This window comes from Myroides sp. (genome assembly GCF_032073645.1).
Classification (GTDB): domain Bacteria; phylum Bacteroidota; class Bacteroidia; order Flavobacteriales; family Flavobacteriaceae; genus Flavobacterium; species Flavobacterium odoratimimum.
Genome location: NZ_DAMANB010000004.1, coordinates 115,587 through 142,485, shown reverse-complemented (window position 1 = coordinate 142,485; position 26,899 = coordinate 115,587). Strand labels below are relative to the sequence as shown.

Annotated in this window: 25 protein-coding genes; 8 read left to right on the top strand and 17 right to left on the bottom strand. The window is 34.4% G+C overall.

Features of this window, described 5'->3' with window-relative positions; all coding sequences use genetic code 11:
- Positions 1-14: 14 nt before the first annotated feature.
- The 5 genes from RT228_RS04610 to RT228_RS04590 form a co-directional block, all read right to left on the bottom strand.
- Positions 15-1,106 carry an efflux RND transporter periplasmic adaptor subunit gene (locus tag RT228_RS04610; protein ID WP_131540799.1) on the bottom strand — a complete coding sequence of 364 codons (1,092 nt, stop codon included), beginning with the start codon at positions 1,104-1,106 and terminating at the stop codon, positions 15-17.
- 5 nt (positions 1,107-1,111) lie between these two features.
- Positions 1,112-4,270, bottom strand: a complete 3,159-nt coding sequence (locus tag RT228_RS04605; protein ID WP_006259176.1) for an efflux RND transporter permease subunit — start codon at positions 4,268-4,270, stop codon at positions 1,112-1,114.
- A 6-nt stretch (positions 4,271-4,276) separates the two neighbouring features.
- Positions 4,277-5,668, bottom strand: a complete 1,392-nt coding sequence (locus tag RT228_RS04600) for a TolC family protein (RefSeq protein WP_131540798.1) — start codon at positions 5,666-5,668, stop codon at positions 4,277-4,279.
- An 85-nt stretch (positions 5,669-5,753) separates the two neighbouring features.
- Positions 5,754-6,167: an HYC_CC_PP family protein gene (locus RT228_RS04595; protein WP_006263398.1), complete on the bottom strand. Its 414-nt coding sequence runs from the start codon at positions 6,165-6,167 to the stop codon at positions 5,754-5,756.
- 477 nt (positions 6,168-6,644) lie between these two features.
- Positions 6,645-7,259, bottom strand: a complete 615-nt coding sequence (locus RT228_RS04590; RefSeq protein WP_131540796.1) for a hypothetical protein — start codon at positions 7,257-7,259, stop codon at positions 6,645-6,647.
- A 283-nt stretch (positions 7,260-7,542) separates the two neighbouring features.
- Between RT228_RS04590 and RT228_RS04585 the strand changes: the two genes are divergently transcribed.
- The gene (locus RT228_RS04585) at positions 7,543-8,040 is read left to right on the top strand and encodes a GNAT family N-acetyltransferase (RefSeq protein ID WP_006259180.1); all 498 of its coding nucleotides are present in this window, start codon (positions 7,543-7,545) and stop codon (positions 8,038-8,040) included.
- Between the two features lie 65 nt (positions 8,041-8,105).
- Here the strand turns inward: RT228_RS04585 and RT228_RS04580 are convergent, their stop codons facing one another.
- Together RT228_RS04580 and RT228_RS04575 are read right to left on the bottom strand one after the other, a co-directional pair.
- On the bottom strand, positions 8,106-8,618 hold the full coding sequence (locus RT228_RS04580) for a hypothetical protein (protein WP_131540795.1): 513 nt from the start codon (positions 8,616-8,618) through the stop codon (positions 8,106-8,108).
- Positions 8,619-8,729: 111 nt separating this feature from the next.
- Positions 8,730-9,095: a winged helix-turn-helix transcriptional regulator gene (locus RT228_RS04575; protein ID WP_006259182.1), complete on the bottom strand. Its 366-nt coding sequence runs from the start codon at positions 9,093-9,095 to the stop codon at positions 8,730-8,732.
- A gap of 165 nt (positions 9,096-9,260) precedes the next feature.
- Here RT228_RS04575 and RT228_RS04570 point away from each other — a divergent pair, with 165 nt between their 5' ends.
- The gene (locus RT228_RS04570; RefSeq protein ID WP_131540794.1) at positions 9,261-9,626 is read left to right on the top strand and encodes a DoxX family protein; all 366 of its coding nucleotides are present in this window, start codon (positions 9,261-9,263) and stop codon (positions 9,624-9,626) included.
- Positions 9,627-10,396: 770 nt separating this feature from the next.
- Here RT228_RS04570 and RT228_RS04565 read toward each other — a convergent pair.
- The gene (locus RT228_RS04565; RefSeq protein WP_016649558.1) at positions 10,397-11,233 is read right to left on the bottom strand and encodes a methylated-DNA--[protein]-cysteine S-methyltransferase; all 837 of its coding nucleotides are present in this window, start codon (positions 11,231-11,233) and stop codon (positions 10,397-10,399) included.
- Between the two features lie 609 nt (positions 11,234-11,842).
- On the opposite strand from RT228_RS04565, the gene RT228_RS04560 reads away from it, so the two are divergent.
- From RT228_RS04560 to RT228_RS04545, 4 genes are read left to right on the top strand one after another with little or no spacing between them, the layout of a single operon-like run.
- The gene (locus tag RT228_RS04560; RefSeq protein WP_025125601.1) at positions 11,843-12,475 is read left to right on the top strand and encodes a TetR/AcrR family transcriptional regulator; all 633 of its coding nucleotides are present in this window, start codon (positions 11,843-11,845) and stop codon (positions 12,473-12,475) included.
- Positions 12,462-13,784, top strand: coding sequence for a TolC family protein (locus tag RT228_RS04555; protein WP_073145479.1), 1,323 nt, complete (start codon positions 12,462-12,464; stop codon positions 13,782-13,784). Before RT228_RS04560 ends, RT228_RS04555 begins: the two co-directional genes overlap by 14 nt.
- Before the next feature lies 1 nt (position 13,785).
- Complete coding sequence (locus tag RT228_RS04550; protein ID WP_025125603.1) at positions 13,786-14,931, top strand: HlyD family secretion protein; 1,146 nt, start codon at positions 13,786-13,788, stop codon at positions 14,929-14,931.
- A 3-nt stretch (positions 14,932-14,934) separates the two neighbouring features.
- A complete protein-coding gene (locus RT228_RS04545; protein WP_025125604.1) occupies positions 14,935-16,509 on the top strand; it encodes a DHA2 family efflux MFS transporter permease subunit in 1,575 nt (524 codons plus the stop codon).
- Positions 16,510-16,576: 67 nt separating this feature from the next.
- On the opposite strand, the gene RT228_RS04540 is transcribed toward RT228_RS04545, so the two are convergent.
- The 6 genes from RT228_RS04540 to RT228_RS04515 all read right to left on the bottom strand — a co-directional run bounded on the left by RT228_RS04540 (position 16,577) and on the right by RT228_RS04515 (position 20,828).
- Positions 16,577-17,533, bottom strand: a complete 957-nt coding sequence (locus tag RT228_RS04540; RefSeq protein ID WP_006259186.1) for an AraC family transcriptional regulator — start codon at positions 17,531-17,533, stop codon at positions 16,577-16,579.
- A gap of 15 nt (positions 17,534-17,548) precedes the next feature.
- Positions 17,549-18,049 (bottom strand): DUF2938 domain-containing protein, encoded by a 501-nt coding sequence (locus RT228_RS04535; RefSeq protein WP_006259187.1) that lies wholly within the window; start codon positions 18,047-18,049, stop codon positions 17,549-17,551.
- Positions 18,050-18,066: 17 nt separating this feature from the next.
- Complete coding sequence (locus RT228_RS04530; RefSeq protein ID WP_058699528.1) at positions 18,067-18,372, bottom strand: thioredoxin family protein; 306 nt, start codon at positions 18,370-18,372, stop codon at positions 18,067-18,069.
- Between the two features lie 206 nt (positions 18,373-18,578).
- Positions 18,579-19,157, bottom strand: a complete 579-nt coding sequence (locus RT228_RS04525; RefSeq protein WP_058699527.1) for an NAD(P)H-dependent oxidoreductase — start codon at positions 19,155-19,157, stop codon at positions 18,579-18,581.
- The gene (locus RT228_RS04520) at positions 19,157-20,182 is read right to left on the bottom strand and encodes a saccharopine dehydrogenase NADP-binding domain-containing protein (RefSeq protein WP_058699526.1); all 1,026 of its coding nucleotides are present in this window, start codon (positions 20,180-20,182) and stop codon (positions 19,157-19,159) included. The genes RT228_RS04525 and RT228_RS04520 overlap by 1 nt, the downstream gene beginning before the upstream one ends.
- 61 nt (positions 20,183-20,243) lie before the next feature.
- On the bottom strand, positions 20,244-20,828 hold the full coding sequence (locus RT228_RS04515; RefSeq protein WP_081048728.1) for a Crp/Fnr family transcriptional regulator: 585 nt from the start codon (positions 20,826-20,828) through the stop codon (positions 20,244-20,246).
- A gap of 94 nt (positions 20,829-20,922) precedes the next feature.
- Between RT228_RS04515 and RT228_RS04510 the strand changes: the two genes are divergently transcribed.
- Positions 20,923-21,510 (top strand): thioredoxin family protein, encoded by a 588-nt coding sequence (locus tag RT228_RS04510; protein ID WP_016649562.1) that lies wholly within the window; start codon positions 20,923-20,925, stop codon positions 21,508-21,510.
- Between the two features lie 31 nt (positions 21,511-21,541).
- On the opposite strand, the gene RT228_RS04505 is transcribed toward RT228_RS04510, so the two are convergent.
- Positions 21,542-22,162, bottom strand: a complete 621-nt coding sequence (locus RT228_RS04505) for a hypothetical protein (protein ID WP_006259193.1) — start codon at positions 22,160-22,162, stop codon at positions 21,542-21,544.
- A gap of 190 nt (positions 22,163-22,352) precedes the next feature.
- Between RT228_RS04505 and RT228_RS04500 the strand changes: the two genes are divergently transcribed.
- The gene (locus RT228_RS04500) at positions 22,353-23,165 is read left to right on the top strand and encodes a hypothetical protein (protein ID WP_286395818.1); all 813 of its coding nucleotides are present in this window, start codon (positions 22,353-22,355) and stop codon (positions 23,163-23,165) included.
- A gap of 93 nt (positions 23,166-23,258) precedes the next feature.
- On the opposite strand, the gene RT228_RS04495 is transcribed toward RT228_RS04500, so the two are convergent.
- Complete coding sequence (locus RT228_RS04495) at positions 23,259-24,461, bottom strand: hypothetical protein (RefSeq protein WP_006265116.1); 1,203 nt, start codon at positions 24,459-24,461, stop codon at positions 23,259-23,261.
- Positions 24,462-24,470: 9 nt separating this feature from the next.
- Positions 24,471-26,831, bottom strand: a complete 2,361-nt coding sequence (locus RT228_RS04490) for a TonB-dependent receptor (RefSeq protein WP_286393442.1) — start codon at positions 26,829-26,831, stop codon at positions 24,471-24,473.
- Positions 26,832-26,899 lie beyond the last annotated feature (68 nt).

Sequence of the window (26,899 nt, the reverse complement as noted above, 5' to 3'; positions counted from 1 at the left end):
AATCATCATTTTTATTACATTAATTTTTGTTCATTCATTATTTCTTCTGTTGCCATTTTTAAGATCTTCATACCTGGTCTTAGCTCTCCAAAAACCTCAACCATCATAGGCATAGCACGTCCTTTAGCTACCTTAATATGATACGCTGTACCATTTCTAACTTCAATGACATACAGCCCAAGATTACTCTCTACTAAAGCTGACTTAGGTATAAAGAATGTTGGCTCTGTACTTTTTAAGCTTACAGTAGCATCTGCTATCATATTAGGCTTTAACAACTGTTCTTTATTAGTAATATCTGCTTGAATCTGCTCTGAACGCAACTTTAAATCTAGACTACCCGCCTTTCTAGTGACTACACCTGTAAACTCTTTTTGGGGAAGTGTACGCACTTTAAACTTCACTGTATCTCCCTCTTGTACATAAGGCGTATTTGCTTCTGAGATAGATAGGTTTAAACGTAGTGTAGAAGTGTCCTCTACGATTAGTAAAGGCATTTTACTCATCGGCCCTACATACGCCCCTTTATCTACCTGTCTATCTGTAATCACTCCATCAAAAGGCGCTCTAATCACTAGATATTGATCTATATTCTTCATTTCTTCATACGAAGACTTTGAAGAAGCTAATTGTGCTTTATCTGCTAACATCTTAGCAGTCACTTGCTCTAAGTAATCAGGGGCAATAGCTCCCTCTGTCTCATTCGCTTTTATCGTTCTATCATAAGTAGCTTTAGTTGAGATGTAGATTGCCTCTTGTGCTTTCCATTTAGCCTGCGCACTTGATACTTGCGCCTGAATCTCAGGCGCATCTAATACCATTAACACTTGTCCTTTCTTTACGTGATCACCTATATCTACACGTAAATCAGTTACATAACTATTCACTTTAGCAAACAGTTCAGTACGTTGATCAGCTCTTAACTCTCCTGGTAATTGTAAAGGAACGATAGGATTCGTTGGCTCTATGCCAATAGTCTCCATCTTATTCATTGCCATACTCATCCCTCCTTTTTCATCTTTCACTTCTTTTACTTCAGGAGTTTTTTTATCTGCACATGCAGTTAATACTACTAGACTAACTAATGCTATATATATTCTTTTCATCTTTCTTATTTATTATCTATAGGTAAATAGTGGATACTTTCTTCGTCTTCTGGGTCTAATGATGGAGAATCTCTCGTTACTTTATTCATTACCCAAGCAAATACCATCGGTAAAATAATCAATACAGACACTGTCGATGCTAATAATCCTCCAATTACTGCTCTTCCTAAAGGAGCTACTTGCTCACTTCCTTCTCCATGTCCTATCGCCATTGGTAACATCCCCGCAATCATCGCTATCGTAGTCATCGCAATCGGTCTGATACGTAACTTCGTAGCTTCTATTGCCGCTGCAGTAGACGTCCATCCTGTTTTTCTCAACGTCTCCGCATTATTAATTAATAATACAGCATTGGCTATGGATACTCCGACCGACATAATGATTCCCATATAAGACTGTAAGTTAACTGTAGAGCCTGTTGCTTTTAATAATAACAGTGATCCAAGCATTACGAACGGTACTGTAGTCAGGATCACAAACGACACTTTAAACGACTGAAAATTGGCTGTTAGCATTAAGAATATAACCACAATAGCAATTAATAAACCGTTAGCTAAACTCTGCATGGTATCATCTAATACAGGAGCCATTCCTTTTAACTCCACATTTACCCCTTTTGGTAATTCTCCTAATTCTGCAATCGCTTGTTGTACATCTTCTTTTGCTTTATTCAAATCTGTTTTGTGTACGTTAGCTACTACAGATACATATCCCATCGTCCCTTCATTATAACTCTCAGCTAATGCCTTTGACTCTGTTACAGTAGCTACATCGCTTAGCACTGGTCTGTCTGAGTTCTTACTCAGTGGGATATTCTCTAATTCTTCCTTACTTCCCAGTTGATTTTGTGGCATCTGTACTTGTACATCATAAGCTATTCCCATCATACCTCCTACCCACATATTTCTATTGGTGTAACGAGAAGAAGCTGTTGTCGCCACTAATGATTTTGCAATATCCATTGCATCTAATCCTAATTGAGCAGCGCGTACGCGATCTATATTAATTTCATAAGATGGATAATTCATCGAGATAGGCATTTTCTGATCACGCATATAGTCGATTTCTTTCAACTTTGCCAACAATTTATTTGCAGTCATCATATTCATCTTACGCATCATACCTGATACGCGAATCTCTATAGGTGTATTGGTTCCCTGACTTAAAATCTTTTCAGTCAATTCGATTGGCTCAAAAGTCAATTTTAACTCTGGTAGCTTCTCTGCAATACGCCCTCGTATCTGGTCTTTTAATTCATCTGTATTACCATCAAAATCTTTAAAAGCTACTTGCATAGACGCTTCATGTGGTCCTGCATTATATAAGTAGATCGGACTTACTGCAAATGATGAAGGGTGTTGTCCCACAAACGCTGATGAAATCGCAATCTTCTCTTTACCAAATAAATCTTCTAATTCACCCAGTACCTTCTTCACTTTCATTTCAGTATGCTCTATACGTGTCCCTTCAGGAGCAGTTATACGCATTTGCACTTGACTTGAATTTACAGTTGGCAATACATCCTTTCCTATATTTTGATACATTACTGCTACAGCTAAGAAAGCAGCTAGAATAGAACCTATAACAATTATCTTCTTCATAGGCATCACTTTCTCAATCCCTGCCACTACTCTATTCTTAAACTTATCGAAACCTTTAGCTTCTTCAGGAATAGTATGTTTCTCAGGATTGTACTTCATCAGCCAGTTAGCCATAATCGGTACAAACGTTTGAGAAAGTAAGAATGAAACCGTCATCGCAAAACCAATTGCCATCGCTAGAGGCATAAATAGTGCTCCAGGAATACCTGTCATCATAAAGGCTGGTGCGAATACTGCCAAGATGCTAAACAAGATTAATAACTTAGGGAAAGCGATCTCCTTACACGCGTCCCAAATAGCTTGTACCTTATTCTTACCGAGGGCAAAGTGCTGGTGTATATTCTCTATCGTCACCGTACTCTCGTCTACCAAAATACCTATCGCTAAGGCTAATCCTGATAGTGTCATAATATTGATCGTCTGACCAAACATCTTTAAGAATAATACTGCTGAAATAATCGCTATCGGAATAGTCATAATCACAATCAAAGCTCCTCTAGGATCTCTTAAGAATAACATTACCATAAGTCCTGTCAATAAGGCTCCTAATACTCCCTCTACGATTAAACTCTTTACTGCATTAATAACATTCACAGATTGGTCAAACTCGTACGAAATCTTTACATCATCAGGTAAGTTATTCTGTATATGAGGAATAGATTTTTTCAATTGTTCTACCACATCATAAGTAGAAGCCTTACCAGATTTAGCAATATTGATATACACAGAACGTTTACCGTCTACTAATGCATAACCAGTCGTAATATCAGCACCATCTTTTACAGTAGCCACATCGCGTAAGTACACATTATCTACCTGCCCTTTAAACAAAGGAATATCTCCAAACTCCTCTACCGTTTTTAAAGTGTTATTAGTCGGTGTCAGATAGTTCTTATCTCCTACATATACGTTCCCTGAAGGCATTGTTACGTTTTGTCTACTAATTGCTTCTACCACTTGCTCTGGGCTCATATGATGCGTACGCAATTTATTTGGATCTATATTGATCTCTATCGTACGTGGTGACCCTCCAAATGGTGGAGCTGTAGTCAATCCAGGAATCTTAATCAAGAAAGGGCGCGCAGCAAAGTTCGCGATATCTTGAAGCTCATTATTCGTCTTCGTTTCTGAGCGGAACACTAATTGTCCTACTGGTTGAGAAGAAGCATCAAAGCGGATAATGAATGGTGGTGGAGCTCCTGGCGGTAAGAAAATTACCGAACGATTAGACAGCGCTGAGATAGACGCGATCGCCTCTCCCATATCTGTCCCTTCATAAAACTCTATTTTCATCAAGGTCAACCCTTGTGTATTTTTAGTGTCAATACTTTTTATCCCATTGGCAAAAAGCATCATATTTACATACATCTTCGTGAAGTAACCTTCCATTTGTTGTGGAGTATACCCATTAAAAGAATGGGCGATATAAACAACTGGTAAGTTCATCTCTGGAAGAATATCTACTGGAATCTCTTTAGATGACTTTATTCCAAAGAATAATAGTCCTATTACCAATACCATAATAGATATTGGCTTGCGCAAGGCAAATCGAATTAAATTCATACTATCTTATTTTAGGGGAATAGCGTTTAACAAATATTGAATATCACCGAAAGCAGAAGCCTGTAACAATAAAGATTGCCATACATTGTTTTGAGCTATTTCATAGTCTATCTCTGCACGTTGTAAAGTATACAGCGCTTGAGTGAAATCAACTAAGTTGCTCAACCCATTATCGTATAAAGCTTTTTGCTGTTTAAAGGCTACATCAGCCGCCTCTAACTGTATTTTTGACTGTGTCCACACAGCCTGAGCATTGACATACTTCTCTTTGGTCAAAGTAACTTGGTTAGCCAAATCTTTGTCCATCTGAGCGAATTCATGTTCATAGCTCTTTGTGATATACGCTTGTTGTTTACGCTTATAAGTCGTTCTAAAAAAGTTAGATATATTCCATGTCAATTGAAGCCCTACTAAATAATTACTTCTATCAATACCCACTCCATCACCATAAGACGAAGAGTAAGCACTATTGTCTTGTACATAATTCCAGCTAAAGCCTGATCCTCTACCTTGCAACACCCCAAAAGCGTTTAAACTAGGCAGACTACCTTTAGTTACTAAACGTTCCATAGACTCACTCTGTGCTATTTTGCTCTCTTGCCATAATAGCATAGGATGCTGATCTCTATTGACTAAAGTCTCGTCTAATACTTCTGGTTTAGCATTTACAAATACCTCATCTAGTGCATACGCTTTAGTCTCTTCATCTAATAATACAGCTAAGTGCTTATTAAACTCTATTTCCTTGTCGTACGCTTTAATATGCAATGCTTCTGCATTCGCTACCTCAGCCATAGCTAATCGCTCATCTACTTGAGGTAACAAGCCACTCTTTGCCTTGGCAGCTGTAACTTCATGAAATACTCTCGCGCGTTCTAAATTCTTTTGTTGCACATATTTTATACGCTGAGAAGCCAAAAGATTTAAATAGGTAGCACTTACTTTTATTTGTTGTTGGAAAATCTCTTGTTCTAAGTCCTTAAGCGTTACTTCTTGTTGAGCTTTTCCCATACCGATTCCTTCCTTTGTCTTTCCAAAAGAAAAGATATTCCAATTGACATTAGCAAAATACAATGAACCAAAGGCTGCATTCCAATTTTGTTCTGCTAAAGGCATAGAGGTAGCTGCAGATCCCAGTCCTCCATAAGCATACAGAGGCCCGTTCTGTGCATTGATAGTCCCATAACTTTGTTGGGCACCGAATGTTAAGTCTGGGAAGTAATTCCCTTTTTGATTAGTTATGTTTTCTTGAGAAGCAGCAAGTTTTGCTTCTTTAACCTTGATAAGGTCATATCGTTCTATAGCCTGTTTTAACGCAGCATCTAAGGTAAGTTTTTGTCCATAAGACATAGATGCCACACCCAATAGGACAAACAGTGCTATCCTATTAATTTTCATGTAAAAGTATGCATTTAATTATACAATATTGTTGATGTATCTATTCCTACTACAAGAATAGATAAGCTCAATGATATCGTATGAATCAAAGTCTATAGACGCAATGCTTAATATACAGAGGTACTTCTTTGACTCTGTATAAATAATAAGTATAAGTAGTGAAATTATCTCTTACTGTATGCACATACTCGTATACTGCTCCGAAATAACGGTGCAATATCGCATCTGTAAAGAAAGAAATCTTTAAAACTTTAAATGAACTATTCTGAACCTCTGATTTTACTTTAACTACCTCTACTTTATCTTGGCAGCAGTTCTTCTTAGGTTCTTCTACGGTTCTACCTGTTAAAGCACAGAAACCGCAGTTCTTTTCATTTGCTTGAGATTTAGGTATACTCGCCTCTTGCACTAATCCTTGGCAGATGTGCTGATATGTACTAAAGCCTGAAGCCAAGCCAGTGTACAAAAATGCGAATAATATGACGAATAGTTTTTTCATAATCTCTACGCCAAAAGTACTACACTAGAGATTCTCATTTGTTATACCATTCCGAGTACTTGTTGTATAATTTTTGGATTTTGTACTTTTCGAAAACATTCTTAAACGATGATGGTTACTAAGATTTCTCTTTTTAAGAAATATTTTAGATTTCTCCTTCTTGAATAAAAAAACTAGCTCCGTAGTAACGATATTCATACCCTTTAATATTACCATGTTTACAATCTTTAATACTGTTTGAAATAATACTATAAATTTCTTGATAAATATCTTTTTCTATAAGATGAAATTTACCTCTCAGTACTTGTTAAATACAATATCATTAATACAAATAAATCACTTTTCTTTCAAATACATATATTATATCCCCTGTAATAGCTAAGTTATACAAAACAGTATTATATAAGTTTTTTATACTCTTTAAAAATATCCTTGTATTGAATATCCTCTATAAATCAACCTCTTGTTTCAAAATATTTATGCATCATAAAAGTTAGTAAAATAAACTGGCGAAGTTTGCTTCATATTATTAATTTCATCCTGATCATATTCAGTTACTAAATAACAACCTACTTCACCTATATACGTCTTATTACAAATATCTAGTCTATAAAAAAACTCAACTAGTATTAACAATAACTCTACAGTTTGGCTATTCTTTTTTAAAACTGAAAACATATGAGAATCGCTAAACATCAAGTCTATTATTTTTGCTTTAACAAGATTATCTCCATTTATAAAAATATCCCTAATGTATAAAGCAAGATCAAAATAGTTCTTATACTCCTTTCCTTTAAAATAAAAAGGAATAGAATAGTACTTAATATTTGACTCCGAATAAACTAAGTTAAAGGAACTATCTTCTTCACTAAATACATTAAACAAAGGATTTTCAATTTGCCTAAACTCTCTTTTTAGCCATTCTATTTTGTCATTTTCTTGGTCATAAACTACACTTAAACTTGAACACAATCTATTCGTTAAATTATTGTATTCTATTATTGATTCATAGTGATTAAATAATTGTCCATGATCATTTTCTCTTCCACTGTATCTACTCCATTGAGTTAACATTTCTCTAATTTCTTGCATAACTTACATATACTTCTACGGCATCTTTGTGTTGAGCATAGTTACCTATACTTGAAAGTATTATTAAACAAATTACAATTAGTCTTTTCATACTTCTAATTCTGTTATTCTTACTAGCATAACCTATTAAGTAAATTTAATCATTATACCCTTAACATAATAACACTATTCAAAGGCACTTATTTCTTCCCCACAGGACTACTAAACTATTTTAAAACTGGTCTATAATCTCCTTCCTTTTTTACGAGACATTTGCCTCGAAATTTTAAACCAATAAGTATTTATGACTACAACGAACACTGGGGTAACAAGACAACAAGTAACTCTAAAAAACACAACTGCGACTTTAGTAAAAGCGACTTTAGAACACCTAGAAGATGCCTCTATGCTATTCGATATGTATAGAGTATTCTACAGACAAGAATCAAATTATGAAAAAGGAAAACAGTTCTTACTTGATCGGCTGTCTAATGACCAGTCTCATATCTTCTTAGCGTATGTAGATGGGCAAGCAGTTGGATTCGTTCAACTTTATGAATTATTCCATTACATCAAATTAGAAAAACAGTGGTTATTAAGTGACTTATTCGTACATCCAGACTACAGAGGGATAGGATTATCTGTAGCAATCATCGACCGTTCAAAACAATGGTGTGAAGAAACCAATGCATGTGGACTAATGCTAGAAACAGAAAAGACAAATGACATAGGGAATGTATTATACCCTAGATGCGGGTTCGTATACGATGGAGGACACAACTACTACCATTGGTGGAAATAATGATCATATAATACTTAGCTTATAAACTGAATAGGGAGATGTCTTTTTTGAATCTCCCTATATTATTACATATATCCATTGTTTCTAAACAATTCCTTTGCCTTCTCATAAAACTCCTCTTTACCAGCTCCTTGATTAGCTAATAAAAATCTTCTCACTTTTCTGTTGCCCTTACTATCTTTAAAACGGATATCAAAACCTGTAGCAGAGAGATAGGATCTTTTGACCAAATTAACTTCTATAACATCCTGCTTATCTATAACATGAACAGTAGTCATATCCCAACTACTATAAATAACATACAACAAATAAGCTGTAATAATACTTGGAATCAGTGCATAATAAAGACCCACATAATAATAAGTCAATAGACTAAGTATAAACATGATAATCACTACAAACTGCATCCATGAAAAAAAGCCATTCTCCTTGCCTAAAATAGTAGTCTGATGAGAACTTATTTTTCCATCTATAGTAAACACAATCTTAGGTTTGGGTTCTAAGATGAGATGACAGTATTCTGTTTTGCCTTTAATCACAGCCTGTCTTATGGTCGATTTACCCTCTTGTGATGTCATATCCTATCTTTATAAGTATTGATACAATGCTTTATCTATCTGTACGATTACTTATTAAATTTACGCTCTTTTTAGATACAAAATACAAGGAGTATAAAATAAATATTCAGTCTATTTCCCCTCATTAAAGACTGTTTGGCGGTACTTCTGTCCCCAAATCATAATCTCCTCGATCACTCTTTCTAGTGTTTTTCCATACTCTGTCAATTCATATTCTACAGAAATAGGCTTGGTATTTAACACTGTTCTTTTTATCAAATGATTTGCTTCTAAATCATGTAATTCTTTTGACAACATTTTTGTGCCTATCCCTTCTACTTCTCGCATTAGATCCATAAACCTCATTTTGCCTCCATGTAATAATGTTCCGATAATATATACCTTCCATTTACCAGATAATAAACTCATCGTATCTTTAATAGCTACTATACGTACTTGACATTGTTCTGTATTATTCAACACTGGTTTTTTCTTCATCTGCTCTATTTTTAATTCACCCTAAAATTACTTTATTCTACAGTAGTGTGCAAAAGGAAACCACTTCCCAAAAGGAAACTAATAGAGAAGACCACCTTAAAGTCAGTTATGTTTGCACCCACAAAAGAACCTATCTATTTAGATAGGCCATAAAAACACTTAAAAATGAAGAATTCTAAAATTACATTCTGGGTATCTACAAGTCTATTTTCTTTATTTATGTTATTTAGTGCCTATAACTATGTAGCAACAGAAGAGATGAAAGAGGCCTTTGTTTACCTAGGTTTTCCTGATTATTTCAGAGTAGAACTCGCTATAGCTAAGGCTTTAGGAGCTATAGTGATATTGCTCCCTTTCTTATCTTCTACGATAAGAGGTTTTGCTTACACAGGGTTTACCATTAATATTATCTCTGCCGCTATCGCACACTTAGGGATGGGAGAGCCTATCACATCACTAGGTTTTATATTCATAGCAGGTGTGCTATTAGCCCTGTCATACTGGAGTTCATTAACCCTAAATCAACGTTAATCAAACCTAACCCTAATACATTGAGGCGAGCTTACACAGTTTCGCCTCAATACATTTATATACATATCGCTTAGAACCTCTATGATTATTCCTCTCCCTCACTATCCTATATGCGCATTTTAACCCAAACTATGCGATAAGAATATAAACGAAAAGGTATTATACAAAATAGGTCTGAATTAAAGATATAAGCCTACGATAGTATGGTTTTAGAACTAATGAAGGAACCATAAGATAGAATTGCATTGCAGTATTTGACTACCACAAATTCTAGATTTATCCTTCAAGTCACATCCTAAAAGAATACTAGATCAATAAAAGGACTATCCTTGGACAAAAGCCCGCTATACCCAAGTATCGTCCTACTATACTCCTATAATTGTCCAAGGATCTGCTATGAAGCCCCTTATTTACTGGGGTTATAAGCAATATAGAATAACTTCAATTCTTATTAAAATTCAAACAAATCACTATATATCAATACATTACACTATTTATTAATTAAAAAAATGATTCTAAAAATTCACTTAGTAGGATTAAAAGGCTAAAAAAGAGGACAAATAGCTAAAAAAAGAGAGTAAAAAGAAGTCTATTTTGATTTTTTTAGAGAAAAACAAGAGACAAAATCAAAAAAACAATCTACTTTTTTGGGGTTATTTTTCAAAAAATAAATTATTCTATCAGTTTTAATATGGGACTACCATAAAACAAAAAGAGCATCCACTATGGACACTCTTCTATACAGTATATATTTTAACTGTGAATGTAGTTTATTCATGTGTTTTACTTAATTCCCACCCCACAATTAACTGTTTCTTCTCTGCTCCCCACATATATCCCCCTAACAAACCTGTCTGCTGTATCACGCGGTGACAAGGTATTAATACTGCTACAGGATTCCGACCAATAGCGGTGCCTACAGCTCTACTCGCTCCTGCATTATTTAATCTGTCTGCTAGACCACCATAAGTTGTTAATTGTCCTTCAGGAATTTGTAATAAAGCTTCCCATACCTTAAGCTGAAAAGGAGTCCCTTTAAGGTGTAATTTAACTTGTGTCAGATCTCCTTCTCTGTTTAATATATCGATCACAGCCTGGTGTATACCCTTCCTTTCTTCTACTAATACAGCATTAGAAAAATCTGCATGAATACGCTCTAATCCATCACTATGCTCAGAAGTAAAAGCGATATGACAAATCCCTTTAGGTGTAGAAGCTACTACTACTTGTCCAAATAAGGTATCCCAATAACTGTAAGCAATCTCTAAAGACGCTCCTTTATTTGCGTACTCATTAGGAGTCATGCCTTCTATAGAGACAAACATATCATGTAAACGACTACTGCTGCTCAACCCTACCTCATCTGCAACGTCAAACAAGGTCTGCTCTAACCGCTCTTTGATAACATACTTAGCATAGTTTAAGGTTATATATCTCAAAAACTGCTTAGGACTACTTCCCACCCATTCTGTAAATAATCTTTGAAAATGATATTCGCTTAACCCAACTGCTGTTGCTATCTCTGATAAATTAGGTTGTGCGTAATGGTTAGCTACGATATACGCTATAGCTTGTCTTGCCTTTTCATATTGTTTACTTACTTCCATGACTAACTTCTTTAATACAAGTATACAAAGAAATAGATTCTGCTTTTTTCTCACAATCCATTTCTTGCTATTCTTTTAAAAATAGAAGTATCCCCTAATTTCTAATTAGGAATTAATAATTAGGAATTAGGAATGGGCGCCCTTCGGGCATGAGGTAATATATATTGCGGATACTGGATGATGGGCGTAATGTATTATCGCCCCTACTGTTGTGGATGTAGATTGCGATTAGATTGGACGGGATGTATACTGTGGTTACTAGGTGTCGGCTGTATGTAATACAGCCCTACCGTTATGGAATTACTGTGTGGATATAGATTGCGTAGTGTACATACCGAATGCCGTAGGCAATGATTCTTAATTTCTAATTCTTAATTAGAGCGTAGCGATTATCTGCCGTAGGCAACTCTGTTAACCGTCCACTGTTAACTATCAACCAATATACCTTAAACTTCTAATTTACAGTAAATCAAAAAGTTATAAAATGAATTAAAACTAATCAATTACTTAAATAAGTACATTAAAATTATTTTAACACAAAATAATTAAGAAAAATGTAATTACCAATTAAACGTTTGTTTAATTTTACATTCTGAAAAAATACAACTCATGGCATTAAGTGATAAACAGAAAGAAATATTAATCGTAGCAGAGGAGCTATTCTCTCAAAAAGGTATAGATGGAACGAGTATACGAGATATTTCTAAAGCTGCTGGTATTAATGTTGCTATGATCAACTATTACTTTGGTTCTAAGCAAGCAATGGTTATTGCATTATTCGAAATACGATTAACTCGAACAAGAGAAAAACTAGCTCTTCTTACCACAGATACTCACTTAGACCCTATGCAGAAATTATTAGCTTTCGTAGAGCATATGATGACTGTACAGTTACAAAACGCTGATTTCCACATTATCTTAATGGGGCAACTGTCTAAAAAAGAGGACATCCCTGAGATATCAGATGGTATAACCATCCTACAGCGCGAAATATTAAATATTATCAATAGTTTTATAGAAGAGGGGTATGAAAAAGGTCTTTTTAAAGCGAAACCAGACCCTGTTACATTCGTTATCTTTTCATTGGGAATATTAAGTTACCTAATACACCACGAACGCACTTTATCTAGCTATTGGAATATACCCGATCACGAAGAATATAGTTTGTACATCAAACAGCATATATATCCTTATTTAATACAATCCTTTCAATCAATTTTAATCTACAATGAACAAAAGTAATTACGTCTTACTTGCTTCATTATTTATTTGCCAAGCGTTTGCTCAAACTTCAACTCAAACACCTATTACCCTAGAGCAAGCCATTACATTAAGTTTAAGAAATGGCAAAGAGATAAAAAAAGTAAAAGCAAGTACAGAGGCTAGTAAACTTCAGATTCATAGCGCCCAAAATATGCGCTACCCCGATCTAGAAGTTTCAGGATCCTATAATCGCCTCTTTAATGGTACTGATGTTAATCTAAAAGTACCTTTACCTCCATCGTCTGGAGAAAACCAAATGCCACAGGTGACACCTCAGCATTTAATGATGGCACAAGCCAAAGCTAATGTTCCTCTATTTAGCGGTTTTAAAATTAGTAACGCTGTAAACCAAAGTAAACAATACTACGCATTAGCTGAACTAACAGAGCAATCTACTACTGAGAATGTAGTTTACCAAACCATCAATTTATACTTTGCACTATATAAGACGCAGCAGTCTATAGCGCTGCTAACTGAAAATCTAAAGCGTGCACACCAACGCACAATTGACTTTGAACAATTCTTAAACAATGGTCTAATCGCTAGAAATGACTATTTAAGAACACAATTGCAAGAAGCGAATGTAGAATTGTCTTTAGAAGAAACGAAAAACACCTTGAAGAATATTAGTACAAGATTAAGTACTCTTCTAGATTTTCCGTCTAATGAAACAATCGTTGCAGAGAAAGCTAATCCTGTAGATATCTTACCTACTAAAACAGATGACCTCTCTACACGTAAAGATGTTCAGAGTGTGATAAAAATGGACGAAATAGCTCAAACGACTATCAAAATAGCTAGAGGTAATTACTTCCCTTCTATCGGATTAACAGCTGGATACTCAGCTATTCAATTAGATAAAGTAATTGATATCACTAATGCTACTATGGTAGGAGTCGGTCTAAAATTTGACTTAGCTTCTATCTTTAAAAACAGAACAGAAGTCAATAAAGCTAAAGCAAAGAAAACAGAAGCTGAATATCAAGTCTTGTTAGTAGAAGATATGGCTAAAGTAGAAATAGAAGAAGCATATAATGCTTATGAGTTAGCTTTAAAAAAGAATACTGTTTTATCGAAAGCTCTTATTCAGGCTAATGAGAATTACCGCATTGTAAAAGATAAGTATGACAATGGTCTGACAGACACTGATCATCTATTAGAAGCTGATGTACAACAGTTACAAGCTCAAATAGACAATATGCTAGGAGAAGCTGATCAAACATTGACATTGTATCAATATGCATACAAAACAGGAAAATTATTAGACAACTTACAATCGGGAAACTAAAATGGAAACAAATAATAATGAATATAAAAAACCTCTAAATAAGAAATTTATTATTGCGTTAGGAGCTATAATACTATTTGGAGGAGGATATGGTGTGTATAAATACATCCATTCTATGGCTCATGAGACTACTGATGATGCTCAAGTAGAAACAAAGATCTCTCCTATCGTATCTAAAATACCAGGGTACATCAAAAGTATCCATGTACAAGATAACCAAATGGTCAAAAAAGGGGATGTATTAATCACACTAGATGATACAGAATATGTAATCAAAGTAGATCAAGCTAAAGCAAACTATCAAGCGGCATTAAGCCAATTAAAAGTAGCTGAAGCTGGGCATAATACTAGTGAATCTACAGTAATATCTTCTCAGGCTGGAGCTTCTACTGCTGTGGCTAATGTAGCGACTGCCAAGGCAAATATAGATGCTGCAAAAACTCAGCTATGGAGAGCAAATAATGACTATGAGAGATACAACAAACTTTATGAAAGTCAATCTATTACTAAACAACAATATGAGCAAGCGCTAGCTGCTAAAGAGACTGCTGAAAAACAAGTAGTCGTACTACAAGAACAATTAAAAGCAGTAGAAAAACAAGCAAATGCTGTAGCTCAACAAGTAAATATTAGTAGATCTCAAGCTGTAGCTTCTACTTCTCAGATAGATGCTGCTAAAGCAATGGTAGATCAAGCTAAAGCTAACTTAGACAATGCGGAGTTATACTTGTCTTACACCGTGATCACAGCTAAAGAAGATGGTCAAGTATCTAAAATTAACCTACAAGTAGGGCAATTAATACAACCTGGACAAGGACTATTCAATACTGTACAAAAAGGCAATATCTGGGTAGTGGCAAACTTTAAAGAGACACAAATGCAATATATGCGTGAAGGACAACCTGTCAAAATAAAAGTAGACGCATTCCCTAAGCATGAGTTCGAAGGAGTGATTAACTCTATGTCTCCAGCTACTGGGGCTAAGTTCGCTCTACTACCTCCTGATAATGCATCTGGTAACTTCGTAAAAACAGTACAACGTATCCCTGTGAAGATTACTTTCACTAATCCGAAGGATGAAATGTTAGTCTATGTAAAGGCAGGTATGAATGTAGATATCGATGTAAACATTAAAAGTGGACGATAAGCGATGAGTGAAGAAAGCTTAGTAGAACACGGTTATCGCAGAATAATCATTACCATCACAGCCATTCTATGTGCACTGTTAGAGATAGTTGATACGACTATTGTCAATGTAGCCATGAATGATATGAAAGGGAGTATCGGTGTTTCTCTTACTGATATCGCCTGGGTGGTAACGGCTTATGCTATTGCCAATGTAATAGTAGTGCCGATGACTAGCTGGCTCTCACAACAGTTTGGAAGACGTAATTACTTTGCTGCTTCCATTATCATCTTTACTGTAGCTTCTTTTTTATGTGGGTATTCTACTACCCTATGGGAGATTATACTATTCCGTTTTATACAAGGTCTAGGAGGAGGTGCTTTATTAGTAACTTCACAGACCATTATCACAGAGAGTTATCCCGTAGAAAAAAGAGGTGTTGCACAAGCAATATACGGTATGGGTGTTATTGTAGGGCCTACACTTGGACCTCCATTAGGAGGGTACATTATAGACAATTACTCTTGGCCATTTATCTTTTATATCAATGTGCCTTTAGGGATTATAGCCACCACATTGGCCATATTATATGTTAGAAGTCCTAAATACGCTGAAAAGAGCAAACTGAATGAGATAGACTTCTTAGGGATTATACTACTTGCTATCGCAGTAGGTTCCTTACAGTACGTATTAGAACACGGTCAACAAGATGACTGGTTTGAGAACAGTACTATTCTGACTCTATCTATATCATCTGTATTGGGGTTCTTCTTCTTCGTATGGAGAGAGCTTACATGTGACAAGCCTATTGTTAATTTAAGAGTACTGAAAGATTCTAATTTAGCCATTGGTACTGTACTATCCTTTATCTTAGGGTTTGGGTTATACGGGTCTACTTTTATCATTCCCATCTATACTCAGTCGATTTTAGGATGGACTGCGACAGATGCAGGGATGTTATTAGTACCGAGTTCACTAATGACTGCTTTAATGATGCCATTTATCGCTAGAATGCTACAAAGAGGAGTTCCTCCTAAGTATCTAGTATCTGCAGGATTCTTAGTATTCTTCTTATACAGTTTCTGGGCTCGTAATATACTTACTCCAGATACAGGTAGTGAACATTTCTTCTGGCCATTAGTTATACGTGGAGTGGGGTTAGGATTACTATTCGTACCGATTACAACACTATCACTCTCTAACTTAAGAAATAGAGAGATAGGTGAAGGAGCAGCCTTTACTGGGATGATGCGTCAATTAGGAGGTTCGTTTGGTATCGCACTAATCACAACCTTTATCTCTAGATGGTCTGTAAACCACAGACTAGGATTAGTAAGTCATTTAGATACTGCTTCTCTAGAAGTGCAGAATCGTGTAACTGCCTTACAACAAAGCTTTATAGCGAAAGGATTCCCTACAGATGAAGCACTTCAGAAGGCATACACCCTACTAGACCTAGGAGTGACTAAACAAGCAACAGTATTAACCTATATGGATGTATTTATGTTCTTAGGGGTACTATTTCTTATTTGTATTCCTTTTATACTCTTATTGATAAAAAAAGGAGCTGGTAAGATCATTGCTGGTGCTGGACATTAATAAGAATCAATTATGTATAAAAATAGAGACCTTAGGGTCTCTATTTTGGTTTTATATAGGTAAGTTTTTAATGCTGTTTGTGCTGCTTTCTATATTGAAGAGGAGTTAAATCAGTTTTCTTTTTAAAGAAACGACCAAAATAAGATTCCTCTGTAAAATTTAAATCTATAGCTATCTGAGCAACTGTATCATTCGTCTGTATCAGTCTTGATTTAGCTTCTTCTATAAGATACTTATGAATAAAATAACTAGCAGGCTGATTGGTGATTTCTTTAACTATATCATTAAGGTAATGAGGATGTACATGTAACAACTCTGCATACTGATTTACTTGCTTTAACTCAATAGCATTTTGGGTCACCAATAGTTGGTACTTTGCTACTAACTGCTCTTTTCTAGATAATACAAAAGGAGTTGATGTAGTCTGTTGATTGTATATTCGCTCTGCCTCTATTAAGATAATATTCAAGAACATACGCACTAATAAATCATCATTAAAAGTTTCTTTTTGACATTGCTCTTGATTTAACTTCCAAAACAGATGACTCATCATCTCTACCTCACGTTCTGTAAGCTCAACATAAGGAGCTTTGTCCAATTGAAAAAAAGGAAAGCTATTCAATTTGATTTGATGCTTGATACAAAGTAAAAAATAATCTGAATCAAATAGACACATAAAACCTTCTAGGTCATTCGTCCATTCTTTTATTTGGTGTAATTGGTTATCAGAAATAAAGTACATCATCTGCTCACCTAATCGGTATTCTTTATGTCCTATGACTTCGGTAACTGCACCTTTAGTGACTAACACCATACTATAAAATCGCTTGCGCGTACGACTGCCTAAAAACAAATCATTGTGCTGCCTCAAATCAGCTAAAGACAAGACCTCCATATAACCTGCCCCTTCTTTATAACGCAGTTTATTGCACTCACCACAAGTGCCTCCTTCAGAAACCAAAAAATGATTCTTAAAATCTTCTATTGATTCTATTTCCTTTATATCTTTATTACTTTGACTCATTTATATCCTTACTTTTTATCTAATAATTAGAGATAATACCCATCCTGCTACATATAACCCTATCCCGTAAATAGTGTGCGCTTGAAGACTGCGTAGCCTTACTATATTTGGTTTAGGTGTTTTGGAAGCTGCTATTCCAAACCCAAAGGCTGGTTGCATCATAAAGAATGGAAACACTGTCGTAGCCACTCCTATCACTAATGCAGGTAAAAATGTAGGTACTAAAAGCCACTCTACACCACAAATTAACAATAGTACAAAAGCAAAACTTATACCAATGAGGTAATGTGCTATCCATCCTAATGCTCTCTCATTCTTCACTGGCGTAGCCTGCATAATATTAGGGTGACTAAACACTCCTTTCGTAAAAGATCCTATCCATCTACCCACCATCGCATAGTCCAATGATGGAATATTAAACAGTTTCTTAATAACTACCGCATAAAGATCCATAAATATAGTAGCTCCTATGCCTAATAATAAAGCATACTCAATTAATAATACAACGTTACTCATTATTTCAATTCTTTAAATTATTCTTTATCCACTTGCCACACGTGCTTCATAATCTCTTGTGGAGCAACAACACCTGTCTGACGCCAATAGATATCTCCCTGCTTATTTAATAAAATCATCGTGGGTACAGAGCGAACAAAGAACTCTTCTTTTAAGTCCTTACACTGATCTATATTTGCTCTTATCAAATCTACTTTGGCTTCTATATCCTCCTCTATATGATCTATTATACCTGATAGTGTTCTACATGGAGTACACCAGTCAGCATAAAATTGAACTAAAACAGGACGTTTTAAATTGTCAAAGTCTATAAACTCTTCCATTTTTGTTGTCTTTTTTAAAATTGAATAATAACGTTGATATTTACATAGAATAAAAAAACGCTATTATTTTGACATTACAAAACTAATAGCGTTCTTATTCTTTATTCTTACCCTTATAGGAGATTTAATAGGACAAAGTACAGATTTATCTCTTCTCATCTTTCTAGTTCTTATACTATCTATAAAAACAAAAATCAAGATTACTCTTACTTCAATTGTTTCCCTAGCTGCTCTGCTTTGGCAATCCACTTCACTCTCTGCTCTTCTTTAGAGTTTCTAACAATCCCAATATAAGTCACTTTTACGGGAGATACACCACAGAACTGCAGTGTTGACTTCTTTAATTGATTAACACTAGGTCTTCCATACATCAAGCGATAATACCATCCTGGCTGATCTAAGGTAGTGATAATATGAGCTGTTTTACCTTTCAGTAATTTGTCCCATAACATACTATTCTCTCTATACTGATACATAATACCTGGTAGAAATATTCTATCGATAAATCCTTTTAATAAAGCGGGAAGTCCACCCCACCATACAGGATGTACCCATACAAGATGGTCAGCCCATTTAATATCGTATATCGCCTTTACTAAATCTGGTTCTAGTTCCATGCGTTTCTGATAACCATACTGTAAGTTCGCATTAAAGTTTATCTTCGCTACTGTGATTTCTCTCACATCTGCTCCACTATCTTTAGCTCCTTTAATATAAGCCTCTACCAAACCAAAATTTAAAGAATCCTTATTAGGATGTCCATTGATAACTGTTATTTTCTTCATTATATCTCTTTTATTGTTATAGAGTCATATTGTTGTAGGTCTGTGAAAAGTGCTTTTTCTCCGTGAAGTTGATGTGCAAAATACTGCCCAGGTAGAACTTCATTACTAAATAATACCTCTGTATGTAATACGGCTGATAAAGCAGTCAATTCTGCCTGTCCTCTATCACTCTTTAATAAAATTCTCCTTACTTGCTGAGAGCCTTTAATAATGATTTCGAATACTGAGATATCTCCTGCTCCACTACCTCCAAATGTCTTTCTCCTTGCCTTTAAAGACATTCTTTTAAATACACCGAACTGCTGCATCCAACCTAATACACGAGTTAAAAACTTAGAATTGTAAGTCATCTTCACACTTACGGTAGGTACAGCTTCTACTTGATTCAAAATATATAAATCAGGAGTATCAAAGTTGTAAACTTGTCTATTTCTCAACCCGAAAGAGAAACAATAAGATTCACTATCTAAAAAGTGTAAAACCTCCTTAGGCTGATTCTTTTGATACTGAACAAAAGGGGTTGCTACATGTTCTGCCATAAAATGAGCTGAACTTTCGCCTGCTTTATCTTTTATAGAGTAATACACCATCAGCTGTACACTCTCTATTTTTTCTGTAGCAGGTACAGCAGATTTGACTAATCCAGGAACAATACCTCCCATCCAACCTGAGCCAAATACAATACGGCTATTATACTTAGTATATTCTGTAGTAATCTGTAATGCCTTATGTAGAGCGGGTGTTGGCTTAGTGATATCCAAATAATCTATTCCATGCTCTATCGCAAAACGAAGTACATAATCCTTCTGGTCATTAACAGATAAAATAATTAAATTGATACTTCTAGATAGAATAACTTCTAATGAAGATGGGCTATTGACATCTATCTGTACTTCTTTCTGTAGATCTTTAGGAGCTCTAGTTCCTAAGATTATATTACATTGAGGGTTTCGCTCTTTTAAGATACGAGCTATAGTACTCCCTACTAACCCCTTACCTCCTATGATTAAAACATTGTTCTGCATAATTGATTTGATTTACAGACAAAACTAATAACCTATAGAGGTCTAAATACTGGACAAATGTCTAAAAAGTAATCTCTTTTCTAATACGACTCAAATGTCTTTGGGTAATTCCTAAATAAGAAGCCAAATACTGTAACGGAATATACTGTACAAAATTAGGGTGATGAATCAGTAGATTCTTATAGCGTTCAGAGGCACTCTCTCGCTGAAACTGTATCACTCTGCGTTCTAATTCTAAATACTGTTGCTCAGCTATAATCTTTAAAAAAGTAGTCCACTGAGGTAATCTATCTGCTAAGGCATCGAGATCTTTCTTCTGAATAGACCAAACTACCGCATTAACAATTGCCTGAATACTCTCTATACTCTTACCTCCAGTGATAAATGCAGAATAAGCTCCTATTAAATCATCTGGAAAACGAAAGCAGTAAGTCAATTCATCTCCTTTTTCGTTTGTATAAAAGGAGCGAAATACGCCTGATTCAATAAAGGCTATTTCTTCACAATAGTCATTTTCCTTTACGAGATAGTCATTCTTAGCGATATTGCGTTGTACAAATAAAGCAACAATATCACCTATCTCTTCTTCTGAGAATAGATTAAAACGTTGAAAAAATATATTGAGCATAACAGATACCATATTCATGGTAAATGTAATCCTATATATGCAATATCTTATTAATTTTTATTACATTTCGCAGAATTTCATTTAGAAACAACAATACATAAACCTAACAAATATGAAAAAATTAGTTTTATCATCTCTAGTACTAGCTACAGTACTAACATTAGTAAGCTGTAAACAAGAGGTTAAAACAGAACAAGTAGCAACAGAAATAGAAGCAACTACCTCTGATAATACACCTACTACTGTAATAGATACAGCTGCTGCTAAACAGGCTATTGCCAAAGAAAAAGAGGCATTAGCAAAACCATATAATGAGGAAGAAGATGGTGATGCTAAAATAACAGAACTAATCGCAAAGGCTAAAGCTGAAGGCAAAAACGTTTTTGTACAAGCTGGTGGTAACTGGTGTATCTGGTGTCTTCGTTTTAATGATTTTGTACAAAAAAATCAAGATATAAAAACTGTAGTTGATGCGAACTATGTTTATTATCATTTAAATTATACAGCTAAACACAAAAATGCTAAAGCATTTGAAAAATATGCTCCTGAAGGACAAAAATTAGGTTATCCATTCTTCATCGTAATCAATGGAGAAGGAAAAACAACTAATGTAATTTCCTCTGGTGAATTAGAAGCAGATAAAAGCTATGACGTAGCTAAAGTAAAGCAGATGTTCGTAGACAATGCTCCGAAGAAATAAAAGCAAAAGGCTGTCCAATGGACAGCCTTTATCATTTAATCTGTATAGTCTTTAGATTCGCAGATATAGGTATGGCTTTTACTTCTTGATTTACATATAAAAACAACATATCACTGGTCTTCCCTATAAGGATTCCTTCTATCACATCTCCTCCTATATACTCTATTTTAGTCGTTTCTTGTTGTAGTGTTTCAACATAAGTTCGCTTGCCATAATACTGTGCCATCAGTATAAGATACCAGATAAAAATAAAGATAAACACACCTCCTTTTATCTTTCTATACCAAGAATATTGTTCAAGATTAAATATTGATTTACTATAATTAGCAGGAAATTTCTCTTTCCAATATGCATCACCTTTAAACAATAGATAAGTAATAATCATTGTCACAATAGCAAAAGCTACTATTCTAAAGTCTGCAAAAGGAGCTATCAAAAAATCAAAAATAGAAGAGTAATCAAAAATATTAATACCAAAAGCATTGTACTTCTGATTATTAAACAACATCCCTATCCCTATAGCCAATAAATAAGCAAAAGTCAGTATAAGCTGTGCTGACTTCATTAATTTATTAACAAGCGTTTTTACTATATTTTCATCCATAAAAAGAGTTATAAGAATAACACAAAACAACTTCTCTGTTCCTATCAAATATATACTTTTTTGGCCTAGAATAAATGATAAAAAAACTTCTATTTAAATTCTTATTTATATCAAAATAATAGAAGTAATATATAGATGATATAGAAGCTAACTATAAAAGCTTACCTTTGGATAAATAGTTCATTCTATGCAAAGGTTTTAGTGTTTATAACCTATTGTTTCACTACATTTTCTATCCATGTTTGTTATTCGATCTCTTTTTATCTCTTTTCTAATGATCTTACTCTTGAATGGCTGTACAGACAAGTTAAGCAATCAAGATTACACTGATTCTTCTATCCGATGGAAAGCCTATTTTACTATAAAAGGAATCAATGTTCCTGTTATTTTCACACTAGATAGCATTCCACTTAATATTCATGGTTACCGTACTGTTTTTACAGATGGTCCAATTACAAATCAAAAAGAATATACCAAAATAGCTCGTGATAGTTTTATCAACCCTTTAGATTACAGCGGTCATATCCATCTAAAAGGAATTATACAAAGCGATACGATTAAAGGAATATTTGAAGATAAGAAAGGTAAAAATACTTTAGTTACCATCCCTTTTATAGCCTATAAGACAGAAGAACCTCGCTTCTCTATTCCAACAACATATACAACTATTAATGTATCTGGTCAGTGGGAGTTTACCTTCTCAGAACAAGATTCTCCAATTAAATTTACAGAATACTATAAAATAGAGAACTTCCATTTATTCCAAAATGAAGGTACTCTAATCGCACGTACAACAAGAAATGAAGGTTTTGAAGGTGTAATGACTCAAGATGGCTTTATCTGTTCTTCTATGTCTAAAGATAGACCTACTCTTCTTCAAACTTCCCTAATCGATACTAATTACTTAGAAGGAACTATCCTTACACCCAATGAATCATTCACCTTCACTGCTAAGCGAAAAAGTAAACTCGAAAGCACCAAAGAAAACAGTACGACTCTGTTCAAGATGCTCCGAAACTTATTCAAAGCTTATGAAGAATATCCTAAATAAAAAAGCCACTCCCAAGGAAGTGGCTTCAAACCTAACCAAACTAATAGAAAGATATTCCTTCCTATAAAAAATCAAACTTATTATTCTAATTTATTAGTCATAGAATTTATCGAAACGTGCAAATCCTGATATCTTATCAGGAAGTGTCATTCCCTTAGTAACCTTGTCTGTTTTTAGATCATAAATCCAAACATAGTTTCCTTCTTCTGCACTATTAATCGCTAAGTATACTTTCTTATCTTGAACAAAGAAACCTAGTTCATACGGTTCATCTAAAGGTAATTCTGTCAGCTGTCTTACAACTGATCTAGTCTCCAAATCTATAATAGCGTATTTTCCATTATAACTTCCTCCTTTAGCAGGGTCTCTATACCCAATAATCATTTTATTGTCTCCGATATAATTCATCGCTGTTTCAGGCTTTAATCCACCTAATACTTGCGTCAAATTAATTTCGTAAGATCTATCTATCACTCCCTCTGCTGTCTTAATTCTAAACAAATAAATATCATTACTTTCTGAATTCGTACGTGTAAAACAACTATAGTAGAAGCTGTCATTATCCTTTACAAAAGAAGTTTTAAAATAAGGAGAACCATTACTAGCTCCACTACTACGAGTGTCTGCTTCTGATTTGATTACTTTAAAGTCTGGATATGAAATAGAGGCTAAATTATAGAAATTAGGTGTCAACCATTTTGCATTTCTAAAACCGTACTGTAAATACAGCACTCCATCTATATAAGCTGCAGAACCTATTGAATAATGGTCATATCCTTGAGGGAAAGGCTCTAGACCAGACACTTCTCCTTGTTTTACTATTTTAAGATTTGTTGTATTAAAAACTGTATATCGGATGCGCTCTATATCACTTGTATCTCCAAAAAGAATCAAAGTGTTATCATCAGCCCATGTATAAGCACTCACGTCATTAATATAAGAGAAAGGCACTTCTATCTCTGTAACTAGCTTATCATTTGTATATTTAAACTTTTTAAATACTCCTTGATCTGTTTTATAGTTATAGATATACCCATTCTTAACGATATAAGAATACGTTCCTTTAGAGTTAATTTCATCACCTTCTCTATTCAGATCCATAACTCCTTGTGTCACATCATTGGTAGCTGTAATATAATGAACCGTATTAGGCCAACTTCCCAATGCTGATAATAAGAAATACTTATAATCTTTTTCTCCTTCAAAACCACCACTCTGAGATGGTTCTTTACTACATCCTATCACTGTAAAAAGCAATAAGATCATAGATAAGATTGTATATGATTTATTTTTCATCTGTAATGTCTATTTTAAAGAATATCTGAATTTGAAATAAAATGCTCTACCTTGTTTTTGAAGCTTAAAGTTGTCATAAGCAAGAGCATTTCCAATATTAGTACAATTCAAAGCAAAGTTATACTTCCCTTTTGCTATCGAATAATTGATTCCTACATCGTGTAATGTCTGGCGAGGAATCGTTGGAATATTCTTTTTATTTCCATAAGACTGCCAGTTTTTATAGAACCATTCTGTCATAGATACCCCATAAGTTAACTCAATACGAGAATCTTTTTGGAACCAATCATCTTGCCCTATACTCACATCTATATTACCATATAACCAAGGCTGATTTGGTACTTCTTTTTTATAGGTAGCAGACTCTACATTATCACTATTATTAGCGTATTTCGTATTGTCATAAGCATAGTTATAAGTAATATTCGCCATAATATTAAGGATATTCTTATACTGATAGTTAAATTCTCCTTCAACTCCTCTAGTGAAGATATTAGATAAGTTCTCGTATTTAAAAGTACTATTGAATAAATTAGGAACTGTATAAATATAATCCTTCGTATCTCTAATATAGCCAGCTGCATCAAAACGTACGAAGTGATCGTCAAAACGTTGGCTATAATACACCCCTAAGTTAAAGTTATTACTACTCTCAGGGCGTAGAGCTAAGTTACTAGTAATAGACACACCATCACCAAATATTTCTTCTGGTTCTAATAAACGGAATGACTTTTCAAAAGAAGCTTTTAAACCTAGTTCATTGGTAATTTTAAAAGTACTCGCTACACCATATCCCCAATCTCCTGATTGATTTTTAACAGGTACATCCTTACGTGTAGAAGAGTCAAAGACAGTCTTATCTAAATCAACTAAGTAATACTTTCCAAAAAACACATTAGTCCATCTCTTATCAAACCAATCTTGTTGATAGTTAATAGAGAAAATCTGTTTTGTCATTTTCGTAGGATAAGCATCTTCTCTCTTATCGTATAATAAATTATAAGATTGATTCTTCACATAATCTAACATATAATTAAAGTTAAACTTGTGAGAATCACTTAATCTATACTCTGTAGTTAATTGAGAGAATACACGATCTCTGTGTTGTCTACTTAAAGAAGGGTTAGAAAGTTCACTTCCTGCAGCAGGAACATAACTTCCGTCCCAACTGTATTTTCTCATTAAAGTATCCGTTCCTTTTTCTAGACTCTTAGAATACCCTAAATAATAATTGATATCAAAGCGATCGTTCAATAGATCTTTCTTCTTATATTTTAAAAAGTAATTATTCGCATCTCCTTCTCTCTTCACTCCTCCATACACAATCTCTTGATTAGATCCTGTCTGAATTTGTTTATCAAATAAAGAATGTGACACTCCTACGAATAACATATCTGCCCATGACTTATCCTCTATTCCCAACTCTGCCATTACAAATAAAGATTTGTAGCGATCATTGAAACGTTTTACATCTCTATACTCATACTTCTCAGCTTGGGGATTATAGATCTTCATATCACGCATCTTATAATCATTATCTGAGTAATTATAAGCACTATTCAGTCTCATGATAATTCCAGTACCCTTATCTTTTAATTGTCCATTTAAATTAACTTTATGGGTATTAAAAGATCCTGTCATATAACTTGCATCTAAATAATCTTTAGAACTACCATTCGTAATAATATCCACTGCACCTCCCATGGCATCAGTGCTCAAATGAACAGGAACAACTCCTTTATATATCTCTACACGTTGAGCCATATTAATAGGAAGTGTATTCATATCCACTCCTTTACCTAACATCTCTAACGGAACTCCATCTACAAAAAACTTAACTGCTTTTCCGGACATCCCGTTTACAGAAAAATTATAATCAGACCCTACACCACCTTGTTGTCTAACTTTGATACCGCTACTTTTATTCAGTATTTGATTTAAATCATAAGTACTATTAGCTATCTTTTGCATATCCACAGCACTTATTGTAAAAGCTTGCTCTTTTAAAGCATCTACTTTACCTTTTACACTAACCACAACATCATCTAATACAGAAGGCTCATCTTGCATAGTAATACTCAATGATTTTGGGCTTGTATTAAATTGAACAGTTCTGCTCTCTTCAACCATACCTACGTAATTAAACAGTATTGTATGTTGTCCTGTTGTGTGCTGTAATTCAAACTTCCCATCTAGATCTGTCTGAACACCAATTGTACTTCCTTTAATAGAAACAGATACTCCTATAATGGGAGTTTTCTGTGAATCATAAACGATTCCTTTTACTTTACCTACAGTTCCTTGAGCATTTACTAAACAAGGTAACAGAAGTAGTAAAAAACAAAAAAATACTTCCTTAAACGGTCTCATTATTTAAATTAATTTTAAATAACAAAAGTATTGGTCATGTTAATAAAAACCAAAGAAATACAACTTTA